This window comes from Pandoraea pnomenusa, assembly GCF_040391475.1.
Lineage (GTDB): Bacteria > Pseudomonadota > Gammaproteobacteria > Burkholderiales > Burkholderiaceae > Pandoraea > Pandoraea pnomenusa_C.
The window spans coordinates 39880-63276 of record NZ_JBEBXS010000027.1 but is presented as its reverse complement, the minus strand read 5'-3'; the positions used below and the strand labels follow the sequence as shown (position 1 = coordinate 63276).

Genomic DNA, 23397 nt, shown 5'->3' with positions numbered 1-23397 from the left:
CCTTCAAGATCAACGAAGACGTGGTGATCCCGCTGCCGCGCATGGGCGAGTACACGGATCACATCGAGCGCATCAACATCGAGCTTTCGCTCAAGAACAAGCTGCAACTGGTCGACGCGCTCGAAACGTTCTTCGAAGCCGGCAACCTGCCGCTGGGCAAGACGGACGACGCGAACGAGATTCCGTCGGCCGAGCTGCTCGAAGACCGCGTGCAGACGGCACTCACGCTGCTGCGCGAGGTGCGCGACCGCTGGGTGTTCCTGCGCGATCACTTCGAAATGCCGCTCGCCGAGGCGATTCCGCTGCTCAACCGTCATGGCATTCGCGACATCAATGTGGCGCTGAACGACCGTCTGACGAAGCAGCCGGAGACCCGGTTGATCGACCTGCTGCAAGACCGCACGGTACGCGTGTCGTGGAAGCAGGAGATTCGCGCCGAGCTGCGTCAGATCTTCGCGGGCGGCGAGTTCAAGCCGATCCTCGACGAAGCGCAGGCGATTCACAAGCGCGTGCTGCACGGCCGTGTGTTCGTGGCGCTGCACATGCACGCCGGCGACGGCAACGTGCACACGAATATCCCGGTGAACTCGGACAACTACGAGATGCTCCAGGATGCGCACAAGGCTGTGGCCCGCATCATGGACATTGCACGCTCGCTCGACGGCGTGATCTCGGGTGAGCACGGCATCGGCATCACGAAGCTGGAATTCCTCACGGAAGCTGAGATCGGCGAGTTCCGCGCGTACAAGCAACGCGTGGACCCGGAGGGCCGCTTCAACAAGGGCAAGCTGCTCGACATGCCGGATCTGCCTGCGGATCTGCGCAACGCCTATACGCCCAGCTTCGGGCTGATGGGCTACGAGTCGATCATCATGCAGCAGTCGGACATCGGTGCGATCGCCGACAGCGTGAAGGACTGCCTGCGCTGCGGCAAGTGCAAGCCGGTGTGCGCCACGCACGTGCCGCGCGCGAACCTGCTGTACAGCCCGCGCAACAAGATTCTCGCGACGTCGCTGCTCATCGAAGCGTTCCTCTACGAAGAGCAGACGCGCCGGGGCGTATCGATCAAGCACTGGGACGAGTTCAACGACGTGGCCGATCACTGCACGGTCTGCCACAAGTGCGTGACGCCGTGCCCGGTGAAGATCGACTTCGGCGACGTGACGATGAACATGCGCAACCTGCTGCGCAAGATGGGCAAGAAGAAGTTCAATCCGGGCTCGGCTGCCGGCATGTTCTTCCTGAATGCGACCAATCCGGAGACGATCAACATCACCCGCAAGGTGATGATCGACTGGGGCTACAAGGCGCAGCGTCTGGGTGCCGATATCTTCAAGAAGATCGCGAAGAAGCAGACGGCGCATCCGCCCGCCACGGTGGGCAAGCCGCCGCTGCGCGAGGAAGTGATTCACTTCGTGAACAAGAAGATGCCGGGCAACCTGCCGAAGAAGACGGCGCGCGCGTTGCTCGACATCGAAGACAACAAGGTCGTGCCGATCATTCGCGACCCGAAGGCCACCACGGTGGATTCGGAAGCGGTGTTCTACTTCCCGGGCTGCGGCTCGGAGCGCCTGTTCTCGCAGGTCGGGCTCGCCACGCAGGCCATGCTCTGGCATGTGGGGGTGCAGACGGTGCTGCCCCCGGGTTATCTGTGCTGCGGCTATCCGCAACGCGGCTCGGGGCAGGGCGAGAAGGCCGAGAAGATCGTGACGGACAACCGCGTGTTGTTCCACCGCATGGCGAACACGCTGAACTATCTCGATATCAAGACCGTGGTCGTGTCGTGCGGGACTTGCTACGATCAGCTCGCCGGCTATGAATTCGAGAAGATCTTCCCGGGCTGCCGCATCGTCGACATCCACGAGTACCTGCTCGAGAAGGGCGTGAAGCTCGACGGCGTGGGCGGCACGCGCTACATGTATCACGATCCGTGCCACACGCCGATCAAGACGATGGACCCGGTCAAGCTCGTGAACCAGTTGATGGGCAGCGAGAACGACGGGTACAAGATCGAGAAGAACGATCGCTGCTGCGGCGAATCGGGTACGCTGGCGGTCACGCGCCCCGATATCTCGACGCAGATCCGCTTCCGCAAGGAAGAGGAGATGCGCAAGGGCGCGGCGAAGCTGCGTGCCGACGGCAAGGTCGAGGACGTGAAGATTCTCACGAGCTGCCCGTCGTGCCTGCAAGGCCTGTCGCGTTACAACGAGGACGCCAATGTCACGGCCGACTACATCGTCGTGGAAATCGCCAAGCACGTGCTGGGCGAGGAGTGGATGGTGGACTACGTCAAGGATGCGAATAACGGCGGCATCGAACGCGTGCTGGTGTGATGCACCGCTGCGGGACGCGGCCGATGCCTGACCGACGGACCACGGAGGTGGCATGGAGGTAGTCTACACAGCACTGATCCTGCTGTTCGTGGTGGCGCTGACCGGTGTGCTGGTCAGCTTCGTCCGATTCCTGCCCGTACCGCTCGTGCAGATCGCCGTGGGCGCCGCGCTCGCTTATCCGGGCGCGGGCGTCCACATCGATCTCGACCCCGAGATCTTCTTCCTGCTGTTCATCCCGCCATTGCTGTTCGCCGACGGCTGGCGCATGCCCAAGCGCGAGTTCTGGCACCTGCGCGTGCCGATCGTCGCGATGGCGCTCGGCCTCGTGATCTTCACGGTGCTCGGCGTGGGCTACTTCATCCACTGGATGATCCCGTCGATTCCGCTCGCCGTGGCATTCGCGCTCGGCGGCGTGCTCTCGCCGACCGACGCCGTCGCCGTCTCTGCACTCACCGGCCGCCTGCGCATGCCCACGCGCCTCATGCACGTGCTCGAGGGCGAAGCGATGATGAACGATGCGTCGGGCCTGGTCGCGTTCAAGTTCGCCATTGTGGCCGCCACCACCGGACTCTTCTCGGTCGGCAGCGCCACGTTCTCTTTCTTCGTCATTGCGATCGGCGGCCTGCTCGCCGGCTGGGCGGTGACGTGGCTCTTCACGCAATTCCATCGGCGCGTGCTCGATGCGTCCAACGAAGAGCCCGCGACGGTCGTGCTGTTGCTACTGCTCATGCCGTTCACCGCCTATCTGCTGGCGGAACACTTCGGCTTCTCGGGCATTCTCGCGGCGGTCGCGGCAGGCATGACGGTCAATTCCACCGATCTGCTCAACAGCCGCACGGCCACGCGCATTCTCGGCAACGGCGTGTGGTCGATGCTCGAATTCGTCTTCAATGGCGCCGTCTTCGTGCTGCTCGGCCTGCAACTGCCCGACATCGTGCGAGCGGCGCTGCGTCCGAACCAGCATCTGTGGGGTGTGCTGACCAATCTCGGCGAACTGATGTTCTACGTCGGCGCGATTTCGGCCGTGCTGATCGTGCTGCGGTTCTGCTGGGTGTGGGTGGCCTGGCGCGTGATGTACTTCCTCGGCATGCGTCGCGGCGAGATCACGATGAAGCCAGGCATGCGCTTCACGGGGGTAACCGCGCTCTCGGGCGTGCGCGGCGCCGTGACGCTCGCCGGTGCGCTGTCGGTGCCGCTCGCCCTGCCGGGCGGTGCGCCGTTTCCGGGACGCGACCTGTTGATCTTTCTGGCGGCCGGCGTGATTCTGCTGTCGCTCATCGGCGGGAGCATCGGACTGCCGATTTTGCTGCGCGGTGTGCGCTGGCCGGTCGAGGATCCGCGCAATCGCGAGATGGGCGAGGCCCGGCTGGCGGCGTCGGAGGCGGCGATCCGTGCCATCGAATCGTTGCAGAAGGTGATCGCCAAGTCGGGCGACGAGCTGGATACGGCCGTGTGTGCCGAAGCGGCGGCGCGGGTCATGGGACGCTATCGGCGCACGCTGAACGCGGCGACCGCCACGGACGAGATGCGTGAGCGCGCGGTGCGCGAAGTCGAAGTCGAGCGGCGCTTGCGCGCTGCCGCGTTGCAGGCCGAACGTGTGGAGCTCTCGCGTCTGCGGATCACGCACCGCATCAACGACGAGACGCTGCGCGAGATGCTCAGCGAGATCGATTTCGCCGAACTGGCGCTGGGGCCGGTGGACCCCGCCACCGGCAAGCGCACGAAAGGCAGGAAGCATTGACGGGCAGCACCGGGACAGGTGCATGCCGGGCAAGGGAGAAACGCATGGAATGTCCGTTTTGCGCCGGTGACGGCGGTGAAGTCGTGTGGCGCGATCCCGTGCTGCGCGTGGTATTGGCCAAAGAGGCCGGGTATCCGGGTTTCGCGCGGGTGATCTGGCGCGAACACGTGGCCGAGATGAGCGACCTGCCCGAGGCGGCGCGCGACCATGTGATGCGCGCGGTGTTCGCCGTCGAGACGGCCCAGCGCACGGTCATGTCGCCCCACAAGGTCAATGTGGCGAGTCTGGGCAATATGGTGCCTCACGTGCACTGGCACGTGATCCCCCGGTATCGCGACGATGTGCACTTCCCTGGCTCGGTCTGGAGCGCGCCGCAGCGCGAGGTCGCCGACGCGGTGCTCGCCGAGCGCGCGGCACGGCTTCCCGCGCTGCGCGAGGCCATCGTGGCAGAATTGAGCCGGGTTCCCGCATGGCCGGCATGACCGCTCTCGCCTGAGCGGCTATACTGCCGACCGATTCTTCTGGAGCAAGATCATGGCTGGGCTGGAGAAAGACACGCCGATTCCCGTTTCCCTGACGCTGCATCGCGCATCAAAGGTGCTGGAACTTGGTTACGAAGACGGCAAACACTACCGCCTGCCGTTCGAATTCCTGCGCGTACTCTCGCCGTCGGCGGAAGTGCGCGGTCACGGGCCGGGGCAGGAGACGCTGCAGACCGGCAAGCGTGACGTCGAACTCAAAGGCCTCGAGCCGATCGGCAACTACGCGGTGCGCCCGGTGTTTTCGGACGGGCACGACACCGGCATCTATTCGTGGGATTACCTCTACGAGCTGTGTGTGCGCCAGGACGCCCTGTGGCAGGAATATCTGGACAAGCTCGTTGCGGCGGGTGTCGATCGCGACACGCCGATGGTGTCGCCGGCCGCCGGCGGCTGCCACCACCACTGAAGCCCTGCGGCGATGTGCGCCCCCGAGTGTGCGCCCGCTCACATGATTTGGGAGATTTGTAATGGGTGATCAGACCCACTTCGGTTACGAAACCGTCGACGAGAAGGACAAGGCCGGCAAGGTCGCCGAAGTGTTTCATTCGGTCGCGAGCAAGTACGACATCATGAACGACCTGATGTCGGGCGGCCTGCACCGGATCTGGAAGGCCTTCACGATCGGCCGCGCCGCCGTGCGCCCCGGCTTCAAGGTGCTCGACATCGCGGGCGGCACGGGTGACCTCTCGAAGGCGTTCGCGCGCGCGGCCGGCCCGACCGGCGAAGTCTGGCTCACCGACATCAACGAATCGATGCTGCGCGTGGGCCGTGACCGTCTGCTCGACGCGGGCATCATCACGCCGTCGCTGCTGTGCGACGCGGAGAAGCTGCCGTTCCCGTCGAACTATTTCGACGTGGTGACCGTGGCGTTCGGCCTGCGCAACATGACCCACAAGGACGCCGCATTGGCGGAAATGCGCCGTGTGATCAAGCCGGGCGGCAAGGTCATGGTGCTGGAGTTCTCGAAGGTCTGGCAGCCGCTGGAGAAGGTTTACGACACGTATTCGTTCAAGGTGCTGCCGTGGCTCGGTTCGCGCATCGCGGGCGACGCCGACAGCTACCGCTATCTGGCCGAGTCGATTCGCATGCACCCGGATCAGGAAACACTCAAGACGATGATGGAAGACGCCGGTCTCGAGCGCGTGGAGTACCACAACATGACGGGCGGCGTGGTCGCCCTGCACATCGGACGCAAGTTCTGAAGCGCTTTTTCAGATAAGCGCTCACTTACCTGATGCGCCCGGCAACACACACCGACGCCCCGGATTGCGGAGAAATTACCGCGCCGGGGCGTTGTGCTAAGTGAAGACTAATTTTGTCGTGGCAGGATCACCTGACGCCTTATCTGGTTTCAGCACATGAAATTCAGGCTGAACCAATCGGGTTGACGTCTGTCTGTAGACAGCAACCTATAACTCCACGGAGAGACCAGAACGATGTTCCAGTTTATGAAAAACAAGCTGTTGTTGGGCGTGGTGGCCGGCGTATTGGCGGTCGGCATGACGATCGCGGACGCTGATGCCAAACGCGTTGGCGGCGGCCGGAGCATCGGCAAGCAGTCCAACACCGTGACGCAACGTCAGGCGACGCCGCAACAACCGGCACAGGCCGCGCCGAATCAGGCCGCTCCGGCCGCCGCAGGCGCAGGTGCCGCCGGCGCCGCTGCCGCCAAGCCGGCCAACCGCTGGCTCGGACCGATCGCCGGTCTGGCCGCCGGTCTCGGTATCGCTGCCCTGTTGTCGCACTTCGGCCTTGGCGGCGCGTTCGCCAGCATGATGGCCAACGTGATCGTGATCGCGTTGATCGCCTTCGCCGTAATGTGGCTGATCCGTCGTCTGCGCGGCAATAAGTCGCAGCAGCAGACCCCGGCCTATGCCGGCGCCGGCAACGACGCGTCGAACAACAACTCGCTGCGTCAGTCGTGGGACAACGCGCAGTCGCCGCAATCGGCACAACCGCAGGCATCGTCGGCCCAGCCGTCGCTGTCGGCCGTGCCCGCAGCCGCAGGCGCTGCCGCCGCTGCCGAGCCGTTCGGCGTGCCGGCCGGTTTCGATACCGACGGTTTCCTGCGCAGCGCGAAGGTGTACTTCAACCGTCTGCAAGCCGCATGGGACAAGGGCGACCAGGCCGATATCAACGAGTTCACGACGCCGCAGATGTTCGCGGAGATCAAGATGGACCTCGAAGAGCGCGGCAAATCGACCAACCGTACCGATGTCGTCCAGCTCGACGCCGAACTGCTCGGCATCGAACAGACGGCCACCGAGTACATGGCAAGCGTTCGCTTCTCGGGCCTGATCCGCGAAGCCGAAGGTGCCCCGGCGGAGCCGTTCAACGAGGTCTGGAACCTGACCAAGCCCGCTACCGGTAACGGCGGCTGGGTGCTCGCCGGGATTCAGCAGCTCAGCTAAGCTCGCGCCGAATTTGCCGTAACCTGCCTTACAATGAGAGCCCGCGCACCACGCGGGCTCTTTTGTTTTTGCCGTCCGAAGGTTGTTGCCGGGCGGCGTCTATCGGTGCGACCGGTGTTCTGCGCCGGCCGACCGCCAAGCTCATGACCGTAGCCGCCAAAGCCTTTGCCGCCACCGTGAACCATCTGCTTGCCCGCGAACCGTGGGCACGCGAACGTCTGCGCCATCACATCGGCGCCTCCGCGCGACTGGCGATGTCCGCCATCGATCTGCGCCTGCGCGTGGGCGACGACGGTTACCTCGTTGCCGCCGACGCCGATCACGCCTGCGATGTCAGCATCGCGGTACCTCCGGCGGCGCTGGCCGATTTCGCCGGCGGCGGTCAGGCTGCCGTCATGCGCCACGTGAAGATCGAAGGCGATGCCGAATTCGCCAATACCGTGTCGTATCTCGCCCAGCATCTGCGCTGGGAGGTTGCCGAGGACCTGAGCAAGGTGATCGGCGACGCCGCGGCCCATCGCGTGACCGAGACGGGCAAGGCCGCCGTTGCCGGCGCGCGCCGCACGGGCGGCACGCTCGCGCGCTCGCTGGCCGACTTTCTCGTCGAAGAGAATCCGATGCTGGTGGCGCGTGCGCGGCTCGACGCCATGCGCGCCGACATCGGCACGCTGCGCGACGACCTCGCACGCCTTGAAAAGCGCATCGAAAGGCTCGAACGCCAGACGCCGGCCAATGGCACACCCGGTGCACCCGGCGCGGCACCTGCCACGGCCGCTCGTACCCACGGAGGCCGCTGACCGATGCGTCTTCTGCGACTGATCAAGATCTTTTTCGTCTGCTATCGATACGGGCTCGACGAGCTCGTGCTCTCGAGCATTCCCCACCCGGTGACGCGCGCATTGCTTCGCGTAGCGACGTTCGGACGTTCCGGACTCAAGGCCCCGCGCGGCGAGCGTCTGCGTCTGGCGCTGGAGTCGCTGGGCCCGATCTTCGTGAAGTTCGGGCAGGTGCTCTCGACGCGTCGTGACCTGATGCCGCCCGACATCGCGCAGGAACTGGCGCGTCTGCAGGATCAGGTGCCACCGTTCGACCCCGAGGTCGCGCGTGCGAGCATCGAGAAGTCGCTGGGCCGCCCGCTCGAGGAAGTGTTCGTGGAGTTCGAGCGCACGCCGGTGGCGAGCGCCTCGATTGCACAGGTGCACTTCGCGCGCGTTCGCGATGGCGAGCACGCTGGCAAGGAGGTGGCGGTCAAGGTGCTGCGCCCGAACATGCTCAACGTGATCGACAGCGATCTGGCGCTGATGCGTGACCTGGCGGGTTGGGTGGAACGGCTCTGGCCGGATGGCAAACGCCTGAAGCCGCGCGAAGTGGTCGCGGAATTCGACAAGTATCTGCACGACGAACTCGACCTGATGCGCGAAGCGGCCAACGCTGCGCAACTGCGTCGCAACTTCATCGACTCCGGCATGCTGATGGTGCCCGAGATCTACTGGGAATTCAGTTCGAGTTCCGTGCTGGTAATGGAGCGCATGCACGGCGTGCCGATCAGCCAGATCGACGTGCTCCGCGATGCGGGCGTGGACCTGAAGAAGCTGGCGCGCGAAGGCGTCGAGATCTTCTTCACGCAGTTCCTGCGCGACGGCTTCTTCCACGCGGATATGCACCCGGGCAACATTCTCGTGAGCCTCAACCCCGCAACGCTCGGCCGCTACATCGCGCTCGATTGCGGCATCGTGGGGGCGTTGTCCGAGTTCGACAAGAACTATCTGGCGCAGAACTTCCTCGCGTTCTTCCGTCGCGACTATCACCGGGTGGCGTCGCTGCATCTGGAGTCCGGCTGGGTGCCGTCGGACACGCGCGTCGAAGAACTCGAAGGGGCGATTCGCGCGGTATGCGAGCCGTACTTCGATCGTCCGCTCAAGGAAATCTCGTTGGGGCTGGTGCTCATGCGACTGTTCCAGACATCGCGCCGCTTCAACGTGGAGATCCAGCCGCAGCTCGTGTTGCTGCAAAAGACGTTGCTCAACATCGAAGGGCTCGGGCGTCAGCTCGATCCGGACCTGGATTTGTGGAAGACGGCCAAGCCGTTCCTCGAGCGCTGGATGGCCGAGCAGATCGGCCCGCGCGGCTGGCTCGAACGCCTGAAGGCCGAGGTGCCGCAGTGGAGCAAGACGATGCCACAACTGCCGCGGCTCATCCATCAGGCGCTCGCCGCCCACGCCCGCCCGCAGGACGACACGTTGCTGCTCGCGCTGCTTCAGGAGCAACGCCGCACCAATCGTCTGCTGACCGGTGCCTTCTGTCTGGTCGGCGGCGTCGCCATCGGCGTGCTGACGGCGTTCATCTGGCTGTACACCTAAGTCGGCCGTTACCTGGCACCCGTTACCCGCCACTCGCCATCCGCCATCCGCCATCCGCCACGGCCTCAAGAAAGGAAGCGAATCCATGCCCGTGATTCCGAAGATGTCCGTCATGCCGACGCCGCTTCACGCGCCGCGCGACGAAGACGATGCCGGGAAGGGCGGCAGCGGTGCAACACCGTCGGTGCCGACCTTCGCGCATCGCGATCCTTCGAACGCCGCGTTTTGGGACGAGCGCTTCGCCAGCGCCTTCATGCCCTGGGACGCCGCCGGCGTGCCGCAGGCGCTGCGCGAGTTCGTGACGCAGGAAGGCGTGCCGCGGGCCACGTTGATTCCCGGCTGCGGGGCCGCGTATGAAGCGGCGTGGCTCGACGCCCAGGGCTGGCCGGTGCGCGCGATCGATTTTTCGCCGGTGGCCGTCGAATCGGCCCGGTCGCAGTTGGGGCCGCGGGCGTCCCTTGTCGAACAAGCCGATTTCTTCACCTACACGCCGCCGTTCGCCGTCGACGTGATCTACGAGCGGGCGTTTCTCTGCGCGTTGCCGCGCAATCTCTGGCAAGACTACGCACGCCGCATGGCGCATCTGCTGCCGCAAGGCGCTTGTCTGGCCGGGTTCTTTTTCCTCAAGGAAACGCCGAAGGGGCCGCCATTCGGCATTGCACCCGAAGCGCTCGACGCGCTGCTCGCCCAGGACTTCGTCTGCGAAACCGACCGACTCGTGGACGACTCCGTGCCGGTCTTCGCCGGGGCGGAACACTGGATGGTCTGGCGACGCCGCTGATCGGCACGACCCGGATACCGGATCCGGGGCGCCAGGGAGACGGCGTCGCCGCGACAACGGCCGCCGGTTTGCGTCAGCGGTGCGTCAACAGTACGTCAACAGTACGTAACGCCAGCTTAGACATTAGGCATTTCCCGATATTTGCCACGATCCCGCACGGGAATTGTGATTTTTTCCCCGCGCGACTTCCCCGCCGCTATAATCGGCCGAAAATTTTTTCGCCAGGTGGCAAAACGGGCGCCCCCGAGTGCTGAATCGCATCAGCCCCGTCATGCACCGACCTGAATTTCTGTTGCCCGGAAGGCTGTGGCCGACGGCACGGCATCGTTAGCGCTCGCGGGCGGCCTCATGCGGCCGGATCTTGCCGGCGGCCAACGGCGCCTCGCCGCATCCGCCGCCCTGGGGCTTGGCTGGGGCCGCGTTATGCTGATTTGGTTTGTCATTCTGTACTGGGTCATTTCGGTGGCCATCGGGCTGTTGGCCGCCCTCAAGGTCCGCAATACCAAAGATTTCACCGTCGCCGGCCGTCGTCTTCCCTACGGCATGGTCATTGCCGTGGTGTTCGCCACCTGGTTCGGCTCGGAAGCCGTGCTCGGCATTCCGGCGACCTTCATCGGCGAGGGCTTGCGCGGCGTGGTCGCCGACCCGTTCGGTTCGTCGATGTGTCTGGTGCTGGTGGGCATGTTCTTCGCCCGCAAGCTGTATCGCATGAACCTCATGACGATCGGCGACTTCTACAAGCTCAAGTACAACCGCACGGTCGAAGTGGTGACGAGTATCGCCATCGTGATCTCGTACCTCGGCTGGGTCGGCGCGCAGATCAAGGCGCTGGGCCTCGTGTTCCATACGGTGTCGGGCGGTGCGATGTCCGAGCCGACGGGCATGATGATCGGCGCGGTCTCGGTGCTGGCCTACACGCTGCTGGGTGGCATGATCTCGGTCGCCGTGACCGACTTCATCCAGATGATCATCATCGTCGTGGGGCTGATCTACATTGCGGTCGTGGTCTCGGGCATGGTGCCCGGCGGCGCGAGCGCGGTGATCGCGCATGCCTCGGAGGCAGGCAAGTTCGTGTTCCTGCCCGAAATGAATCCGGCGGACGTCCTGGCCTTCATAGCGGCGGGCGTCACGATGATGTTCGGCTCGATTCCGCAGCAGGACGTGTTCCAGCGCGTGATGTCGTCCAAGTCGGAGAACATTGCCGTGGCCGGCTCGGTGACGGGCGGCGTGCTGTACTTCTTCTTCACGTTCATCCCGATTTTCCTCGCGTACTCGGCGCTGCTGATCGCACCGTCGATGGTGCAGAAGTACATCGGCACCGATCCGCAACAGATCCTGCCGCAGTTGGTGCTCACCAGTGTGCCGATCGTGGCACAGGTGATGTTCTTCGGGGCGCTGCTTTCGGCCATCAAGAGCTGCGCCTCGGCCACGCTGCTGGCGCCGTCGGTCACGTTTGCAGAGAACATCGTGCGGCCGATGCTCAAGGGCCGGATCGACGACAAGCATCTGCTGCGTCTGATGCGTATCGTCGTGCTGTGCTTCACTGCGCTGGTGCTGGTGTACGCGCTCAATTCGACGGCGTCGATCTTCCAGATGGTGGAAAGCGCGTACAAGGTCACGCTCGTGTGCTGCTTCGTGCCGCTCGTGTTCGGCCTGTACTGGAAGCGCTCCAGCTCGTTGGGCGGCACGCTGGCCGTGTTCAGCGGCCTGATCGTCTGGATCGGCTGCGAGGCGCTTGCCCCGGACGCCATGGTGCCGCCGCAACTGGCAGGGCTGCTGGCCTCCATCGCGGGCATGGTCGTCGGCTCGCTGCTGCAACCGGCGTCGGAGCGCGGCCAGCCGCCGGAGCAGCAGGTCTCGACGATCTGAGGGCGCACTTGCCGCTTCGGCCGTAGCGAAAGCGTTGGCCACAGTGGCCGTACCCCAAGCATTGGGCAAGGCGGGTCGCAGCACCCGCCGCCGGCCTGCCGTGCCCGCCAGGCGGGCCGGGGGCGCCATGTGGCACGGTCTCGCGCAAGGGCGTTACGCCCAATGCGGGCACGCCACGTCTTGATCCTGGCCCGATGCTGCCCCATATATCTCCGGACAAATCCCGAAAGCCTTGTGAAGCGGTTATAATTCAAGGCTTTGCGCGCCTTTTTCCGTCGGAAAGAATCATGCCTATCTATGCCTATCGTTGCGAAACATGCGGTTTCGCGAAGGATGTGCTGCAAAAAATGAGCGATGACCCGCTCACCCAGTGCCCGGAATGCGGCAAGGACACGTTTCGCAAGCAGGTCACTGCGGCCGGGTTCCAGCTCAAGGGCTCAGGCTGGTATGTGACCGACTTCCGTGGCGGTTCGGGCGGCACGAGCGCCCCGGCCACGGGCGGGGCATCCTCTGCTTCGTCGGCACCTGCCGCAGCGTCGGGCGATAGCGCCGCGTCGTCGTCCTCGGGCGGCGAGTCGTCGAGCGCATCGGCCGCACCTGCCGCCTGTGGCGGCGGTTGCGCCTGCCATTAAACCGAACACGCCGCGCACACCCCGTCGCCGCCAACATTCGCGAGTCCTGCCATGAGCGTCAAAAAACCCGCGTTGAAGACGATTTTCCTGACCGGCCTGCTGGTGCTGGTGCCCCTGGCCATCACGCTGTGGGTGCTCGGTCTGATCATCGGTACGATGGATCAGACCCTGTTGCTGTTGCCCGACGAGTGGCAACCCTCGCGCCTGATCGGCATGCGCGTGCCGGGCTTCGGTGTGGTGGTCACGCTGGCGTTCGTGTTCGTCGTCGGCCTTCTGGCGCATAATTTCATTGGCCAGAAGCTGGTCGGCTGGTGGGAAGCCGTTCTGACGCGCATTCCCGTCGTCGGACCGCTGTACGGCAGCGTCAAGCAGGTGTCCGATACGTTGCTCTCGAGCAACGGCAACGCGTTTCGCAAGGCGTTGCTCGTGCGTTACCCGCACGCGGATTCCTGGACCATCGCCTTCCTGACCGGCGCGCCGGGCGGCGATGTGGTCAATCACTTGCAGGGCGAGTACGTGAGCGTCTATGTCCCTACGACGCCGAACCCGACCTCAGGCTTCTTCCTGATGATGCGGGCGAGCGACGTGATCGAACTCGACATGACGGTCGACGCCGCCCTCAAGTACATCGTATCGATGGGCGTGGTGGCGCCCGCCCACAACCCGCGCCAACAGCGTCCCGGCCCGCTCCTGTGAGCCACCGGGAACCGTCGGCGTCATTTTTTGAAAATCGGAACAGCAAAATGTCCATGCGTACCTCCTACTGCGGTCTGGTGACCGAGCAACAACTGGGCCAAACGGTCAAGCTTTGTGGCTGGGTCAATCGCCGCCGTGATCACGGCGGGGTCATCTTCATCGACCTGCGTGATCGCGAAGGTCTGGTGCAGGTCGTGTGCGATCCGGACCGCGCGGAGATGTTCAAGGCCGCCGAAGGCCTGCGCAATGAGTTCTGCGTGCAGATCACGGGCCTGGTGCGCAGCCGTCCGGCCGGCACCGAGAACGCCAACCTCACGAGCGGCAAGATCGAAGTGCTGTGCCATGAGCTGCAAGTGCTCAACGCCTCGGTGACGCCCCCGTTCCAGCTCGACGACGAGAACCTGTCGGAAACCACGCGCCTCACGCATCGCGTGCTCGATCTGCGCCGCCCGCAGATGCAATACAACCTGCGCCTGCGCTACAAGGTGGCGATGGAAGTGCGCAAGTACCTCGACGCGCAAGGCTTCATCGACATCGAAACCCCGATGCTCACGAAGAGCACCCCGGAAGGTGCACGCGACTACCTGGTGCCCTCGCGTGTGAACGCCGGCATGTTCTTCGCGCTGCCGCAGTCGCCGCAGCTCTTCAAGCAGTTGCTGATGGTGGCCGGCTTCGACCGTTACTACCAGATCACCAAGTGCTTCCGGGACGAAGACCTGCGCGCCGACCGCCAGCCGGAATTCACGCAGATCGACTGCGAAACCTCGTTCCTCTCGGAGCAGGAAATTCGCGATCTGTTCGAGAACATGATCCGTCACGTGTTCAAGGAAGCCATTGACGTCGATCTCGACGCCAAGGTGCCGGTCATGGAGTACTCGGAAGCGATGCGCCGCTTCGGTTCGGACAAGCCGGACCTGCGCGTGAAGCTCGAATTCACCGAACTGACCGACGTGATGGGCGACGTGGACTTCAAGGTCTTCTCCGTGCCCGCCACGACCGAAGGCGGCCGTGTGGTGGCCCTGCGCGTGCCGGGCGGTGCCGAGATCTCGCGTAGCGAAATCGACGCCTACACCGAATTCGTGAAGATCTACGGTGCGAAGGGCCTGGCCTGGATCAAGGTCAATGAAGTGGCCAAGGGCCGCGACGGTCTGCAAAGCCCGATCGTGAAGAACCTGCACGACGCTGCCGTCGCCTCGATCCTTGAGCGCACCGGCGCGCAAGACGGCGACATCATCTTCTTCGGCGCGGACAAGGAAAAGGTCGTCAACGACGGCATCGGCGCGCTGCGTCTGAAGATCGGTCATTCGGAATTCGGCAAGTCGCACGGCCTGTTCGAAGCCGGCTGGCGCCCGCTGTGGGTCGTCGACTTCCCGATGTTCGAGTACGACGAGGAAGACGCCCGCTGGGTCGCCTGCCATCACCCGTTCACGAGCCCGAAGGACGAGCACATCGACTACCTCGAGACCGACCCGGGCAAGTGCCTGGCGAAGGCCTACGACATGGTGCTCAACGGCTGGGAAATCGGCGGCGGTTCGGTCCGTATCTTCCAGGAAGACGTGCAGAGCAAGGTGTTCCGCGCGCTCAAGCTGGGTGAGGAAGAAGCCCGTGCGAAGTTCGGCTTCCTGCTCGACGCGCTCCAGTACGGCGCGCCCCCGCACGGCGGCATCGCCTTCGGTCTGGACCGCATCATCACGATGATGGCCGGTGCCGACTCGATCCGCGACGTGATCGCCTTCCCGAAGACGCAACGTGCACAGGATCTGCTCACGCAAGCGCCGTCGCCGGTCGACGAGCGTCAACTGCGCGAACTGCACATCCGTCTGCGTCAACCCGAAGCCCCGAAGGCCTGAGGTTGACGACGGGGCCGCTCACCCGGCCCCGTGACCCCGTGACGCTCGGAACCCCCTCCGCCGCAAGGCGCGAGGGGGTTTTGTTTTGGCGCGAGGGTACGCATGCGGCGACTCGGCGGTGCCACGCAGAGCCATTGCGACGCCGCAATGACGCAAGTGCCCTATACAATGCAGCATCGGCGCCGGTCGTCGGCGCTGTCATCGAATTCCGCTGCCTGCATGAAGCCATTCAAGATTCCCGAATCCGTGCTCGTCGTGATCTACACGCCGGCGCTCGACGTGCTGCTCATCGAACGCGCCGATGCCGAGAACTTCTGGCAGTCGGTCACCGGCAGCAAGGACCGGCTCGACGAACCGTTGATCGAAACGGCGGCGCGTGAAGTCCTGGAGGAGACGGGCATTCGCGTGGCGAACGGCACGCTAGTGCCGGAGGGCGCGCTGACCGACTGGCAGCATGAGATCCAGTACAACATCTATGCCCGATGGGCGCATCGCTACGCGCCCGGCGTCACGCGCAACACGGAACATTGGTTCGGCCTGTGTGTGCCGGAAAACACGGCAGTCACGCTCGCGCCGCGCGAGCACGTGGCATACGCCTGGCTGCCGTGGGAAGAGGCCGCCGCGCGTTGTTTCTCTCCATCGAACGGCGATGCCATCCGGCAACTGCCGTTACGCGTGCGCTAGCCGCGGCCGATGAGCAAGTACCTGCCGTTCTCCCACGACAACGATCTGACGCTGCTCTATCTCGGCCGGGATTACTTTGCTGCGCTGATCGACGCCATTGACAACGCCACGCGCGAAGTCTCGCTCGAGACGTACATCTTCGATGGGGACGATGCCGGACAGGACGTCGCTGCGGCGCTGCAGCGCGCCGCGCAGCGCGGGGTCACGGTGCGACTGATTACCGACGGGATCGGCACGAGCCGTCGGCTGCCATTCCTCGCCGGTTGGCAGGAGGCCGGCGTGAAGCACCGTATCTATAACCCGCGACTGTTCGGCAAGTTCGGCTTCTCGCGCACGCATCGCAAGCTCGCTATCGTCGACCATGGCATTGCGTTCGTCGGTGGCATCAACATCATCGACGATTTCAACGGCGGCGGCGGTGTGCGTCTCGAAGGGCCGCGCTGGGACTTCGCCGTGCAATGCCGGGGACCCATCGTGGCGGAAATCGCCATCGCGTTTCACATTCAGTGGATGCGTCTGGCGCCGGGGTATCTGGGCACACCGTTCCGTCATCGACGTCGCGGACAGCGAGGGCGATTGCATGCCAACTACAACGGCCAGGCGGCGTTCGTGGCCCGCGACAACCTGCACAATCGCCGTTCGGTCGAGAAGGCGTATCTCCGGGCGCTGGGGCGCGCGCGCCACGAGATCTGGCTGGCGAACCCCTACTTCGTGCCGGGGCGCCGCTTGCGGCGCGCGCTGTCGCAGGCCGCCGAGCGCGGCGTGGCCGTGCACCTGCTGATCGGCCGCAAGGAATTCCGTCTGCTCGATACTGCCGTGCCGTGGCTCTACGCCAAGTTGCTCGACGCCGGGGTGCGCATCGGCGAGTACGACATGCGGCAATTGCACGGCAAGGTGGCGGTCGTCGACGATGTCTGGGCGACAGTCGGCTCCTCGAATCTCGATGCCCTGTCGCTGTTCCTGAACCACGAGGCCAACGTGGTCGTGCTCGACGATCCGCTGGTGCTCCAGTTGCGCGACTACATCCGGCAGGCGTTCGCCGACGCCCGTCAGATCGATCCCGAGCGCTACGGCGAACGTTCGCGCTGGCGGCGCTTCCGCCAATGGACTGCGTACCGCCTCTATCGCCTCGTGATGAAGGTCCTCACGCGGGGCAAGTACGACTGAGCGCTGGCTGCATCCCAATTCTCACCGAAGCCCGCCGGCACTGGCTCTCAGGCCGCACAAGCCCCCTCCGGGCGCGATACCGATTAGGTATTCCGATCTAATAAATTCCTTGTTCGCCCATAGGCGTCCCTCAATAATAGGACGGCCGTTCGATTTTTTGGTTAGCATCGGAGAACGGACAACCAGAGCGATGCCATACACATGCGAAAGGGTGAACAGACACGTGCCGCAATCCTGAATGCCGCGCTTGAATTGGCGGGGCGGGACGGACTCGAGGGGCTGACGATCGGCTTGCTGGCCGATCGTATGCATATGAGCAAAAGCGGCGTCTTCGCGCACTTCGGTTCGCGCGAGGATTTGCAGATAGAAGTGCTGATGGAATACCACCGGCGCTTCGAAGAAGAAGTGTTTGCACCGAGCATGGAAGCGCCGCGCGGCTTGCCGCGACTCAGAGCGCTGGTGGATCGCTGGATGGACAAGCGCATTCGCGAAGTCACGACGGGCTGCATCTATATCAGCGGTGCCGTCGAGTACGACGATCGCGCGGCCAGTCCGGTGCGCGAAGCCTTGGTGAAGAGTGTGCGGCTGTGGCGTTCGGCCCTGCTGCGCGCGATCACGCAAGCGAAGGAGGAGGGACATCTGCGTGCGGACACCGATCCGCGTCTGATGCTCTTTGAAATGTACAGCCTGACACTCGGCCTGCATCACGACGCGCGATTCCTTCGGGAGCCGGGCGCCGTCGACATGACCCGGGTGGCACTGGAAAAACTGATTTCGTCTTATCAGCGCGGGTGAGGCGCAAGCCGACCGCGATTCGAGTCGATTTGTTCGGAGGAGTAGGTCATGGGACAGTACAACGCGCCGCTGCGCGACATGCAATTCGTGATGCACGAACTGCTGGGCGTGGAAAATGAATTGAAGGCAATGCCGAAACACGCGGACATCGATGCCGATACCATCAATCAGGTACTCGAGGAAGCCGGCAAGTTCTGTAGCGAAGTGGTCTTCCCGCTCAATCAGGTGGGCGATCGCGAAGGCTGCAAGTACGAAGGCGACGGCGTGGTGAGCACGCCGACCGGCTTCAAGCAGGCCTATGCGCAGTATGTCGAGGCCGGCTGGCCCGCACTGGCGTGCGATCCCGAATTCGGCGGACAGGGCCTGCCGCAGGTCGTGAACAACGCGCTGTACGAAATGCTCAACTCGGCCAACCAGGCGTGGACGATGTACCCCGGCCTGTCGCATGGCGCCTACGAATGCCTGCACGCGCACGGCACCCCCGAGCAACAAGCCACTTATCTGCCGAAGATCGTGTCGGGCGAATGGACCGGCACGATGTGCCTGACCGAGCCGCATTGCGGCACCGACCTGGGCATGCTGCGCACGAAGGCCGAGCCGAACGGCGACGGTTCGTACGCCATCTCCGGCACCAAGATCTTCATCTCGGCGGGCGAGCACGACATGGCCGCCAACATCATCCACCTCGTGCTGGCACGTCTGCCCGATGCGCCGCCGGGAACCAAGGGTATCTCGCTGTTCGTGGTGCCCAAGTTCATTCCCGACGCCAACGGCGCCCCGGGTGAGCGCAACGGGATCAAGTGCGGCTCCATCGAACACAAGATGGGCATTCACGGCAACGCGACCTGCGTGATGAACCTCGACGGCGCGAAGGGCTGGCTCGTCGGCGAGCCGAACAAGGGCCTGAACGCCATGTTCGTGATGATGAACGCTGCACGTCAGGGCGTGGGCATGCAGGGCATGGGCCTGACCGAAGTCGCTTACCAGAACTCGCTGGTGTACGCGAAGGAGCGTATCCAGATGCGCTCGCTGACCGGCCCGAAGGCGCCGGACAAGCCCGCCGATCCGATCATCGTGCATCCGGACGTGCGCCGCATGCTGCTCACGCAGAAGGCCTACGTCGAAGGTGGCCGTGCGTTCTCGTACTGGACCGCGCTGCACATCGACAAGGAGCTTTCGCACGGCGACGAAGCCGAGCGTAAGGAAGCGGCCGATCTGGTCGCGCTGCTCACGCCGATCATCAAGGCGTTCCTGACGGATAACGCCTTCGAGTGCACGAACCACGCCATGCAGATCTACGGCGGGCACGGCTTTATCTCCGAATGGGGCATGGAGCAGTACGTGCGCGACGCGCGCATCAACATGATCTACGAAGGCACCAACTCGATTCAGGCGCTCGACCTGCTTGGACGCAAGGTGCTCGGCGACATGGGCGCGAAGCTCAAGAAGTTCGGCAAGCTCGTGCAGGACTTCGTCGAAGCCGAAGGCACGAAGGAAGAGATGCAGGAGTTCGTCAATCCGCTCGCGGATATCGGCGACAAGGTGCAGAAGCTGACGATGGAAATCGGCATGAAGGCGATGGCCAATCCGGACGAAGTCGGTGCGGCATCGGTGCCGTATCAGCGCGTGGTCGGCCACCTCGTGTTCGCGTACTTCTGGGCGCGCATGGCACGTATCGCGCTCGACAAGCAAGGCAGCGGCGACAAGTTCTACGAATCGAAACTCGCCACGGCGCGTTTCTACTTCGCCAAGCTGCTGCCGGAGACCGCGTCGCAAATTCGCATGGCCCGTGCCGGCGCGAAGACGCTGATGGAAGTCGACGTCGACCTGTTCTGATAGCCCAGGAGATCACCGTGAGCCAAACCAACAACCCCCTGGTCGTACGCAAGGTAGCCGTGCTCGGCGCCGGCGTGATGGGCGCGCAGATCGCAGCGCACCTCGTCAACGCGAAAGTGCCGGTCGTGCTGTTCGACCTTCCGGCCAAGGAAGGCCCGAAGAACAGCATCGTCACGCGCGCCATCGACGGCCTGAAGAAGCTGAGCCCCGCGCCATTCGCCGACAAGGCCGACGCGCAGTACATCGAAGTCGCCAACTATGAAGACGACATCGAGAAGCTCGCGGGCTGCGACATCGTGATCGAGGCGATCGCCGAGCGCATGGACTGGAAGCACGACCTGTACAAGAAGGTCGCGCCGCACCTGGCCAAGCACGCGATCTTCGCGTCGAATACGTCGGGCCTGTCGATCACCGAACTCTCGGACGGCTTCGACGCCGATCTGAAGTCGCGCTTCTGCGGCGTGCACTTCTTCAACCCGCCGCGCTACATGCATCTGGTCGAGTTGATCCCGACGGTCACGACCGATCCGGCGATTCTCGACCAGCTCGAAACGTTCCTCACGTCCACGCTCGGCAAGGGTGTGGTGCGCGCGAAGGACACGCCGAACTTCATCGCCAACCGCGTGGGGGTGTTCTCGATTCTGGCGGTGTTCGCCGAAGCGCAGAAATACGGCATTCCGTTCGATGTCGTCGACGACCTGACCGGCAGCAAGCTGGGCCGGGCCAAGTCGGCCACGTTCCGCACGGCCGACGTGGTCGGTCTGGACACGATGGCACACGTCATCAAGACGATGCAGGACGGCCTGAAGGACGACCCGTTCGCCCCGACCTACGCTACGCCGCCGGTACTCAAGGCGCTGGTGGAGAAGGGCGCGCTGGGACAGAAGTCCGGCGCCGGCTTCTACAAGAAGGAAGGCAAGGCCATCAAGGTGCTCGACCCGCAATCGGGCGAGTACGTCGAGTCGGGCAAGAAGGCCGACGAAATGGTCGTGCGGATTCTGAAGAAGGCACCGGCCGAGCGCCTGCGTCTGCTGCGCGAATCGACCAACCCGCAGGCGCAGTTCCTGTGGGCCGTGTTCCGCGACGTGTTCCACTACATCGGCGTGTATCTCGAGCAGATCGCCGACAACGCGCGCGAAGTGGACTTCGCGATCCGCTGGGGCTTCGGCTGGACCACCGGTCCGTTCGAGGACTGGCAGGCCGCCGGCTGGAAGGACATCGCGCAGTGGGTGCAGGAAGACATCGACGCGGGCAAGGCCCTGTCGAGCGCGCCGCTGCCGAAGTGGGTCACGAGCGGCAAGGTCGCCGAAGCGGGCGGTGTGCACACGGCGCAAGGGTCGTACAACCCGGCCAAGGACGCCTTCGTGCCGCGCAGCACGCTGCCGGTCTATCAGCGTCAGGTGTTCCCGGCATCGCTCGTGGGCGACGCCAGCGCCGATCCGCGCAAGTTCGGCAAGACCATCGAAGAGAACGACGCGGTGCGCCTGTGGGTCGACGAGACCCCCGGTCAGGACGACGTGCTCATCGTCTCGTTCAAGTCGAAGATGAACACCATCGGGCCGGCCGTCATCGACGGTCTGACCCGTGCCATCGACCTCGCCGAGCAGCAGTATCGCGGCGTGGTCGTGTGGCAGCCGACGTCGCTCAAGCTCGGCGCGCCGGGCGGTCCGTTCTCCGCCGGTGCCGATCTGGAAGCGGCCATGCCCGCCTTCATGATGGGCGGCGCGAAGGGCATCGAGCCCTTCATCAAGAAGTTCCAGGACGGCATGATGCGCGTGAAGTACGCGCAGGTGCCCGTGGTCTCGGCGGTGTCCGGCATTGCGCTGGGCGGCGGCTGCGAACTGCTGCTCCATAGCGCCAAGCGCGTGGCGGCGCTCGAGAGCTACATCGGTCTCGTGGAAGTCGGCGTGGGCCTCGTGCCGGGCGGCGGCGGCCTGAAGGAAGCCGCGATTCGCGCGGCGGAAGCGGCCACCGCAGCGGGCAGCGTGCAGTACCTGCAATTCGTGACGAAGTCGTTCACGAATGCGGCCATGGCGAAGGTCTCGGCCTCGGCAATCGACGCGCGCGACATGGGCTACCTGAAGGCCTCGGACACCATCGTCTACAACGTGCACGAGCTGCTGTCGGTCGCACGCAACGAAGCGCGTGCGCTGTCGCTCGCCGGCTACCGTCCGCCGCTCAAGCCGGCCGGCATTCCGGTGGCGGGTCGCTCGGGTGTCTCGACGATCAAGGCGTCGCTCGTGAACATGCGCGACGGCAACTTCATCTCGTCGCACGACTTCCTGATCGCCTCGCGCATTGCCGAAGCCGTGTGCGGTGGCGACGTCGAAGCGGGCAGCCTCGTGAACGAAGAGTGGTTGCTGGCGCTCGAGCGCCGCGCCTTCATCGAACTGCTGGGCACGTCGAAGACCCAGGAACGCATCATGGGCATGCTGCAGACCGGCAAGCCGGTGCGCAACTAAGCCGATCGGAGACTGACATGAGCAAACAACTGCAAGACGCCTACATCGTTGCCGCCACGCGTGCGCCGATCGGCAAGGCTCCCAAGGGCAGCTACAAGAACACGCGTCCGGACGATCTGCTCGCGACCATCCTCAAGAGCACGCTCGCCCAGGTGCCGGATCTCGATCCGAAGGTGATCGAAGACGCGATCATCGGCTGCGCCATTCCCGAAGCCCAGCAAGGCCTGAACGTGGCGCGTATCGGTGCGCTGCTCTCCGGCCTGCCGAACACGGTCGGCGGGGTGACCGTCAACCGGTTCTGCGCCTCGGGTCTCACCGCGCTGGCCATGGCGGCCGACCGCATCCGTGTGGGCGAAGCCGACGCCATGTTCGCCGGTGGCATCGAGAGCATGAGCATGGTGCCGATGATGGGCAACACGCCGTCGCTCTCGCCGTCGATCTTCGAGCGCGACGAGAACGTGGGTATCGCCTACGGCATGGGGCTGACGGCCGAGAAGGTCGCGCAGCAGTGGGGCGTGACGCGTGAGGCGCAGGACGCCTTCGCGCTGGCCTCGCACCAGAAGGCGATCAAGGCACAACAGGCCGGTGAGTTCACGAACGAGATCACGCCGATCGAGATCGTCGAGCGCTTCCCGAATCTGGCGACGGGCGAAGTGTCGGTCAAGACGCGCACGCTCTCGCTCGACGAAGGTCCGCGCCCGGATACGTCGATCGAAGGCCTCGGCAAGCTGCGCCCGGTCTTCGCGAACAAGGGATCGGTCACGGCCGGGAACAGCTCGCAGACGTCGGACGGTGCCGGTGCACTGCTCGTCGTGAGCGAGAAGATCCTGAAGCAATTCAACCTCACGCCGCTCGCGCGTTTCGTGTCGTTCGCCGTGCGCGGCGTGCCGCCCGAGATCATGGGCATTGGCCCGAAGGAAGCGATTCCGGCTGCTCTGCGTGCCGCAGGTCTGTCGCAGCAGGACATGGACTGGATCGAGCTGAACGAAGCGTTCGCCGCACAGGCGCTCGCCGTCATCAAGGATCTGGACCTGGACACCAGCAAGGTCAATCCGATGGGCGGCGCGATCGCCCTCGGCCACCCGCTGGGCGCCACCGGTGCGATCCGTGCGGCGACCGTGGTGCATGCGTTGCGTCGTCACAACCTGAAGTACGGCATGGTGACGATGTGCGTTGGCACGGGCATGGGCGCTGCGGGCATTATCGAGCGTATGTAATCGGGCGGGCCGTCGCATGAC

Annotated in this window: 19 protein-coding genes; all 19 read left to right on the top strand. The window is 64.5% G+C overall.

Features of this window, described 5'->3' with window-relative positions; all coding sequences use genetic code 11:
• Window positions 1-2333, top strand: a 2333-nt coding sequence (locus ABWO90_RS21645) for a DUF3400 domain-containing protein (RefSeq protein ID WP_353193284.1), incomplete at its 5' end; no start/stop codon positions are given.
• Window positions 2334-2385: 52 nt separating this feature from the next.
• Window positions 2386-4074, top strand: coding sequence for a Na+/H+ antiporter (locus ABWO90_RS21640; RefSeq protein WP_353193283.1), 1689 nt, complete (start codon window positions 2386-2388; stop codon window positions 4072-4074).
• Between the two features lie 44 nt (window positions 4075-4118).
• On the top strand, window positions 4119-4556 hold the full coding sequence (locus tag ABWO90_RS21635; protein ID WP_353193282.1) for an HIT family protein: 438 nt from the start codon (window positions 4119-4121) through the stop codon (window positions 4554-4556).
• 52 nt (window positions 4557-4608) lie between these two features.
• Complete coding sequence (locus tag ABWO90_RS21630) at window positions 4609-5022, top strand: gamma-butyrobetaine hydroxylase family protein (protein ID WP_353193281.1); 414 nt, start codon at window positions 4609-4611, stop codon at window positions 5020-5022.
• A gap of 61 nt (window positions 5023-5083) precedes the next feature.
• Window positions 5084-5818, top strand: coding sequence for a bifunctional demethylmenaquinone methyltransferase/2-methoxy-6-polyprenyl-1,4-benzoquinol methylase UbiE (ubiE, locus tag ABWO90_RS21625; protein ID WP_353193280.1), 735 nt, complete (start codon window positions 5084-5086; stop codon window positions 5816-5818).
• A 246-nt stretch (window positions 5819-6064) separates the two neighbouring features.
• Window positions 6065-7027: a Tim44 domain-containing protein gene (locus ABWO90_RS21620; protein ID WP_353193279.1), complete on the top strand. Its 963-nt coding sequence runs from the start codon at window positions 6065-6067 to the stop codon at window positions 7025-7027.
• Between the two features lie 143 nt (window positions 7028-7170).
• Window positions 7171-7824, top strand: a complete 654-nt coding sequence (locus ABWO90_RS21615; protein WP_353193278.1) for a ubiquinone biosynthesis accessory factor UbiJ — start codon at window positions 7171-7173, stop codon at window positions 7822-7824.
• A gap of 3 nt (window positions 7825-7827) precedes the next feature.
• On the top strand, window positions 7828-9387 hold the full coding sequence (ubiB, locus tag ABWO90_RS21610) for a ubiquinone biosynthesis regulatory protein kinase UbiB (protein ID WP_353193277.1): 1560 nt from the start codon (window positions 7828-7830) through the stop codon (window positions 9385-9387).
• A gap of 85 nt (window positions 9388-9472) precedes the next feature.
• Window positions 9473-10168, top strand: a complete 696-nt coding sequence (locus ABWO90_RS21605) for a methyltransferase domain-containing protein (RefSeq protein WP_353193276.1) — start codon at window positions 9473-9475, stop codon at window positions 10166-10168.
• A gap of 423 nt (window positions 10169-10591) precedes the next feature.
• Window positions 10592-12037, top strand: coding sequence for a high affinity choline transporter 1 (locus ABWO90_RS21600; RefSeq protein WP_353193275.1), 1446 nt, complete (start codon window positions 10592-10594; stop codon window positions 12035-12037).
• Between the two features lie 287 nt (window positions 12038-12324).
• Window positions 12325-12669 (top strand): FmdB family zinc ribbon protein, encoded by a 345-nt coding sequence (locus tag ABWO90_RS21595; RefSeq protein WP_353193274.1) that lies wholly within the window; start codon window positions 12325-12327, stop codon window positions 12667-12669.
• A 51-nt stretch (window positions 12670-12720) separates the two neighbouring features.
• A complete protein-coding gene (locus ABWO90_RS21590; protein ID WP_353193273.1) occupies window positions 12721-13365 on the top strand; it encodes a DUF502 domain-containing protein in 645 nt (214 codons plus the stop codon).
• 47 nt (window positions 13366-13412) lie between these two features.
• Window positions 13413-15215, top strand: coding sequence for an aspartate--tRNA ligase (gene aspS, locus ABWO90_RS21585; protein WP_353193272.1), 1803 nt, complete (start codon window positions 13413-13415; stop codon window positions 15213-15215).
• Between the two features lie 219 nt (window positions 15216-15434).
• The gene (gene nudB, locus ABWO90_RS21580; RefSeq protein WP_353193271.1) at window positions 15435-15899 is read left to right on the top strand and encodes a dihydroneopterin triphosphate diphosphatase; all 465 of its coding nucleotides are present in this window, start codon (window positions 15435-15437) and stop codon (window positions 15897-15899) included.
• Between the two features lie 9 nt (window positions 15900-15908).
• Window positions 15909-17066 carry a cardiolipin synthase ClsB gene (gene clsB, locus ABWO90_RS21575; RefSeq protein ID WP_353193270.1) on the top strand — a complete coding sequence of 386 codons (1158 nt, stop codon included), beginning with the start codon at window positions 15909-15911 and terminating at the stop codon, window positions 17064-17066.
• Window positions 17067-17267: 201 nt separating this feature from the next.
• Window positions 17268-17861, top strand: coding sequence for a TetR/AcrR family transcriptional regulator (locus tag ABWO90_RS21570; RefSeq protein WP_353193269.1), 594 nt, complete (start codon window positions 17268-17270; stop codon window positions 17859-17861).
• Between the two features lie 48 nt (window positions 17862-17909).
• The gene (locus tag ABWO90_RS21565) at window positions 17910-19697 is read left to right on the top strand and encodes an acyl-CoA dehydrogenase C-terminal domain-containing protein (RefSeq protein ID WP_353193268.1); all 1788 of its coding nucleotides are present in this window, start codon (window positions 17910-17912) and stop codon (window positions 19695-19697) included.
• A 17-nt stretch (window positions 19698-19714) separates the two neighbouring features.
• Window positions 19715-22159, top strand: a complete 2445-nt coding sequence (locus ABWO90_RS21560) for a 3-hydroxyacyl-CoA dehydrogenase/enoyl-CoA hydratase family protein (RefSeq protein WP_353193267.1) — start codon at window positions 19715-19717, stop codon at window positions 22157-22159.
• A 17-nt stretch (window positions 22160-22176) separates the two neighbouring features.
• Window positions 22177-23376 (top strand): acetyl-CoA C-acyltransferase, encoded by a 1200-nt coding sequence (locus ABWO90_RS21555; protein WP_353193266.1) that lies wholly within the window; start codon window positions 22177-22179, stop codon window positions 23374-23376.
• Window positions 23377-23397: the final 21 nt, after the last annotated feature.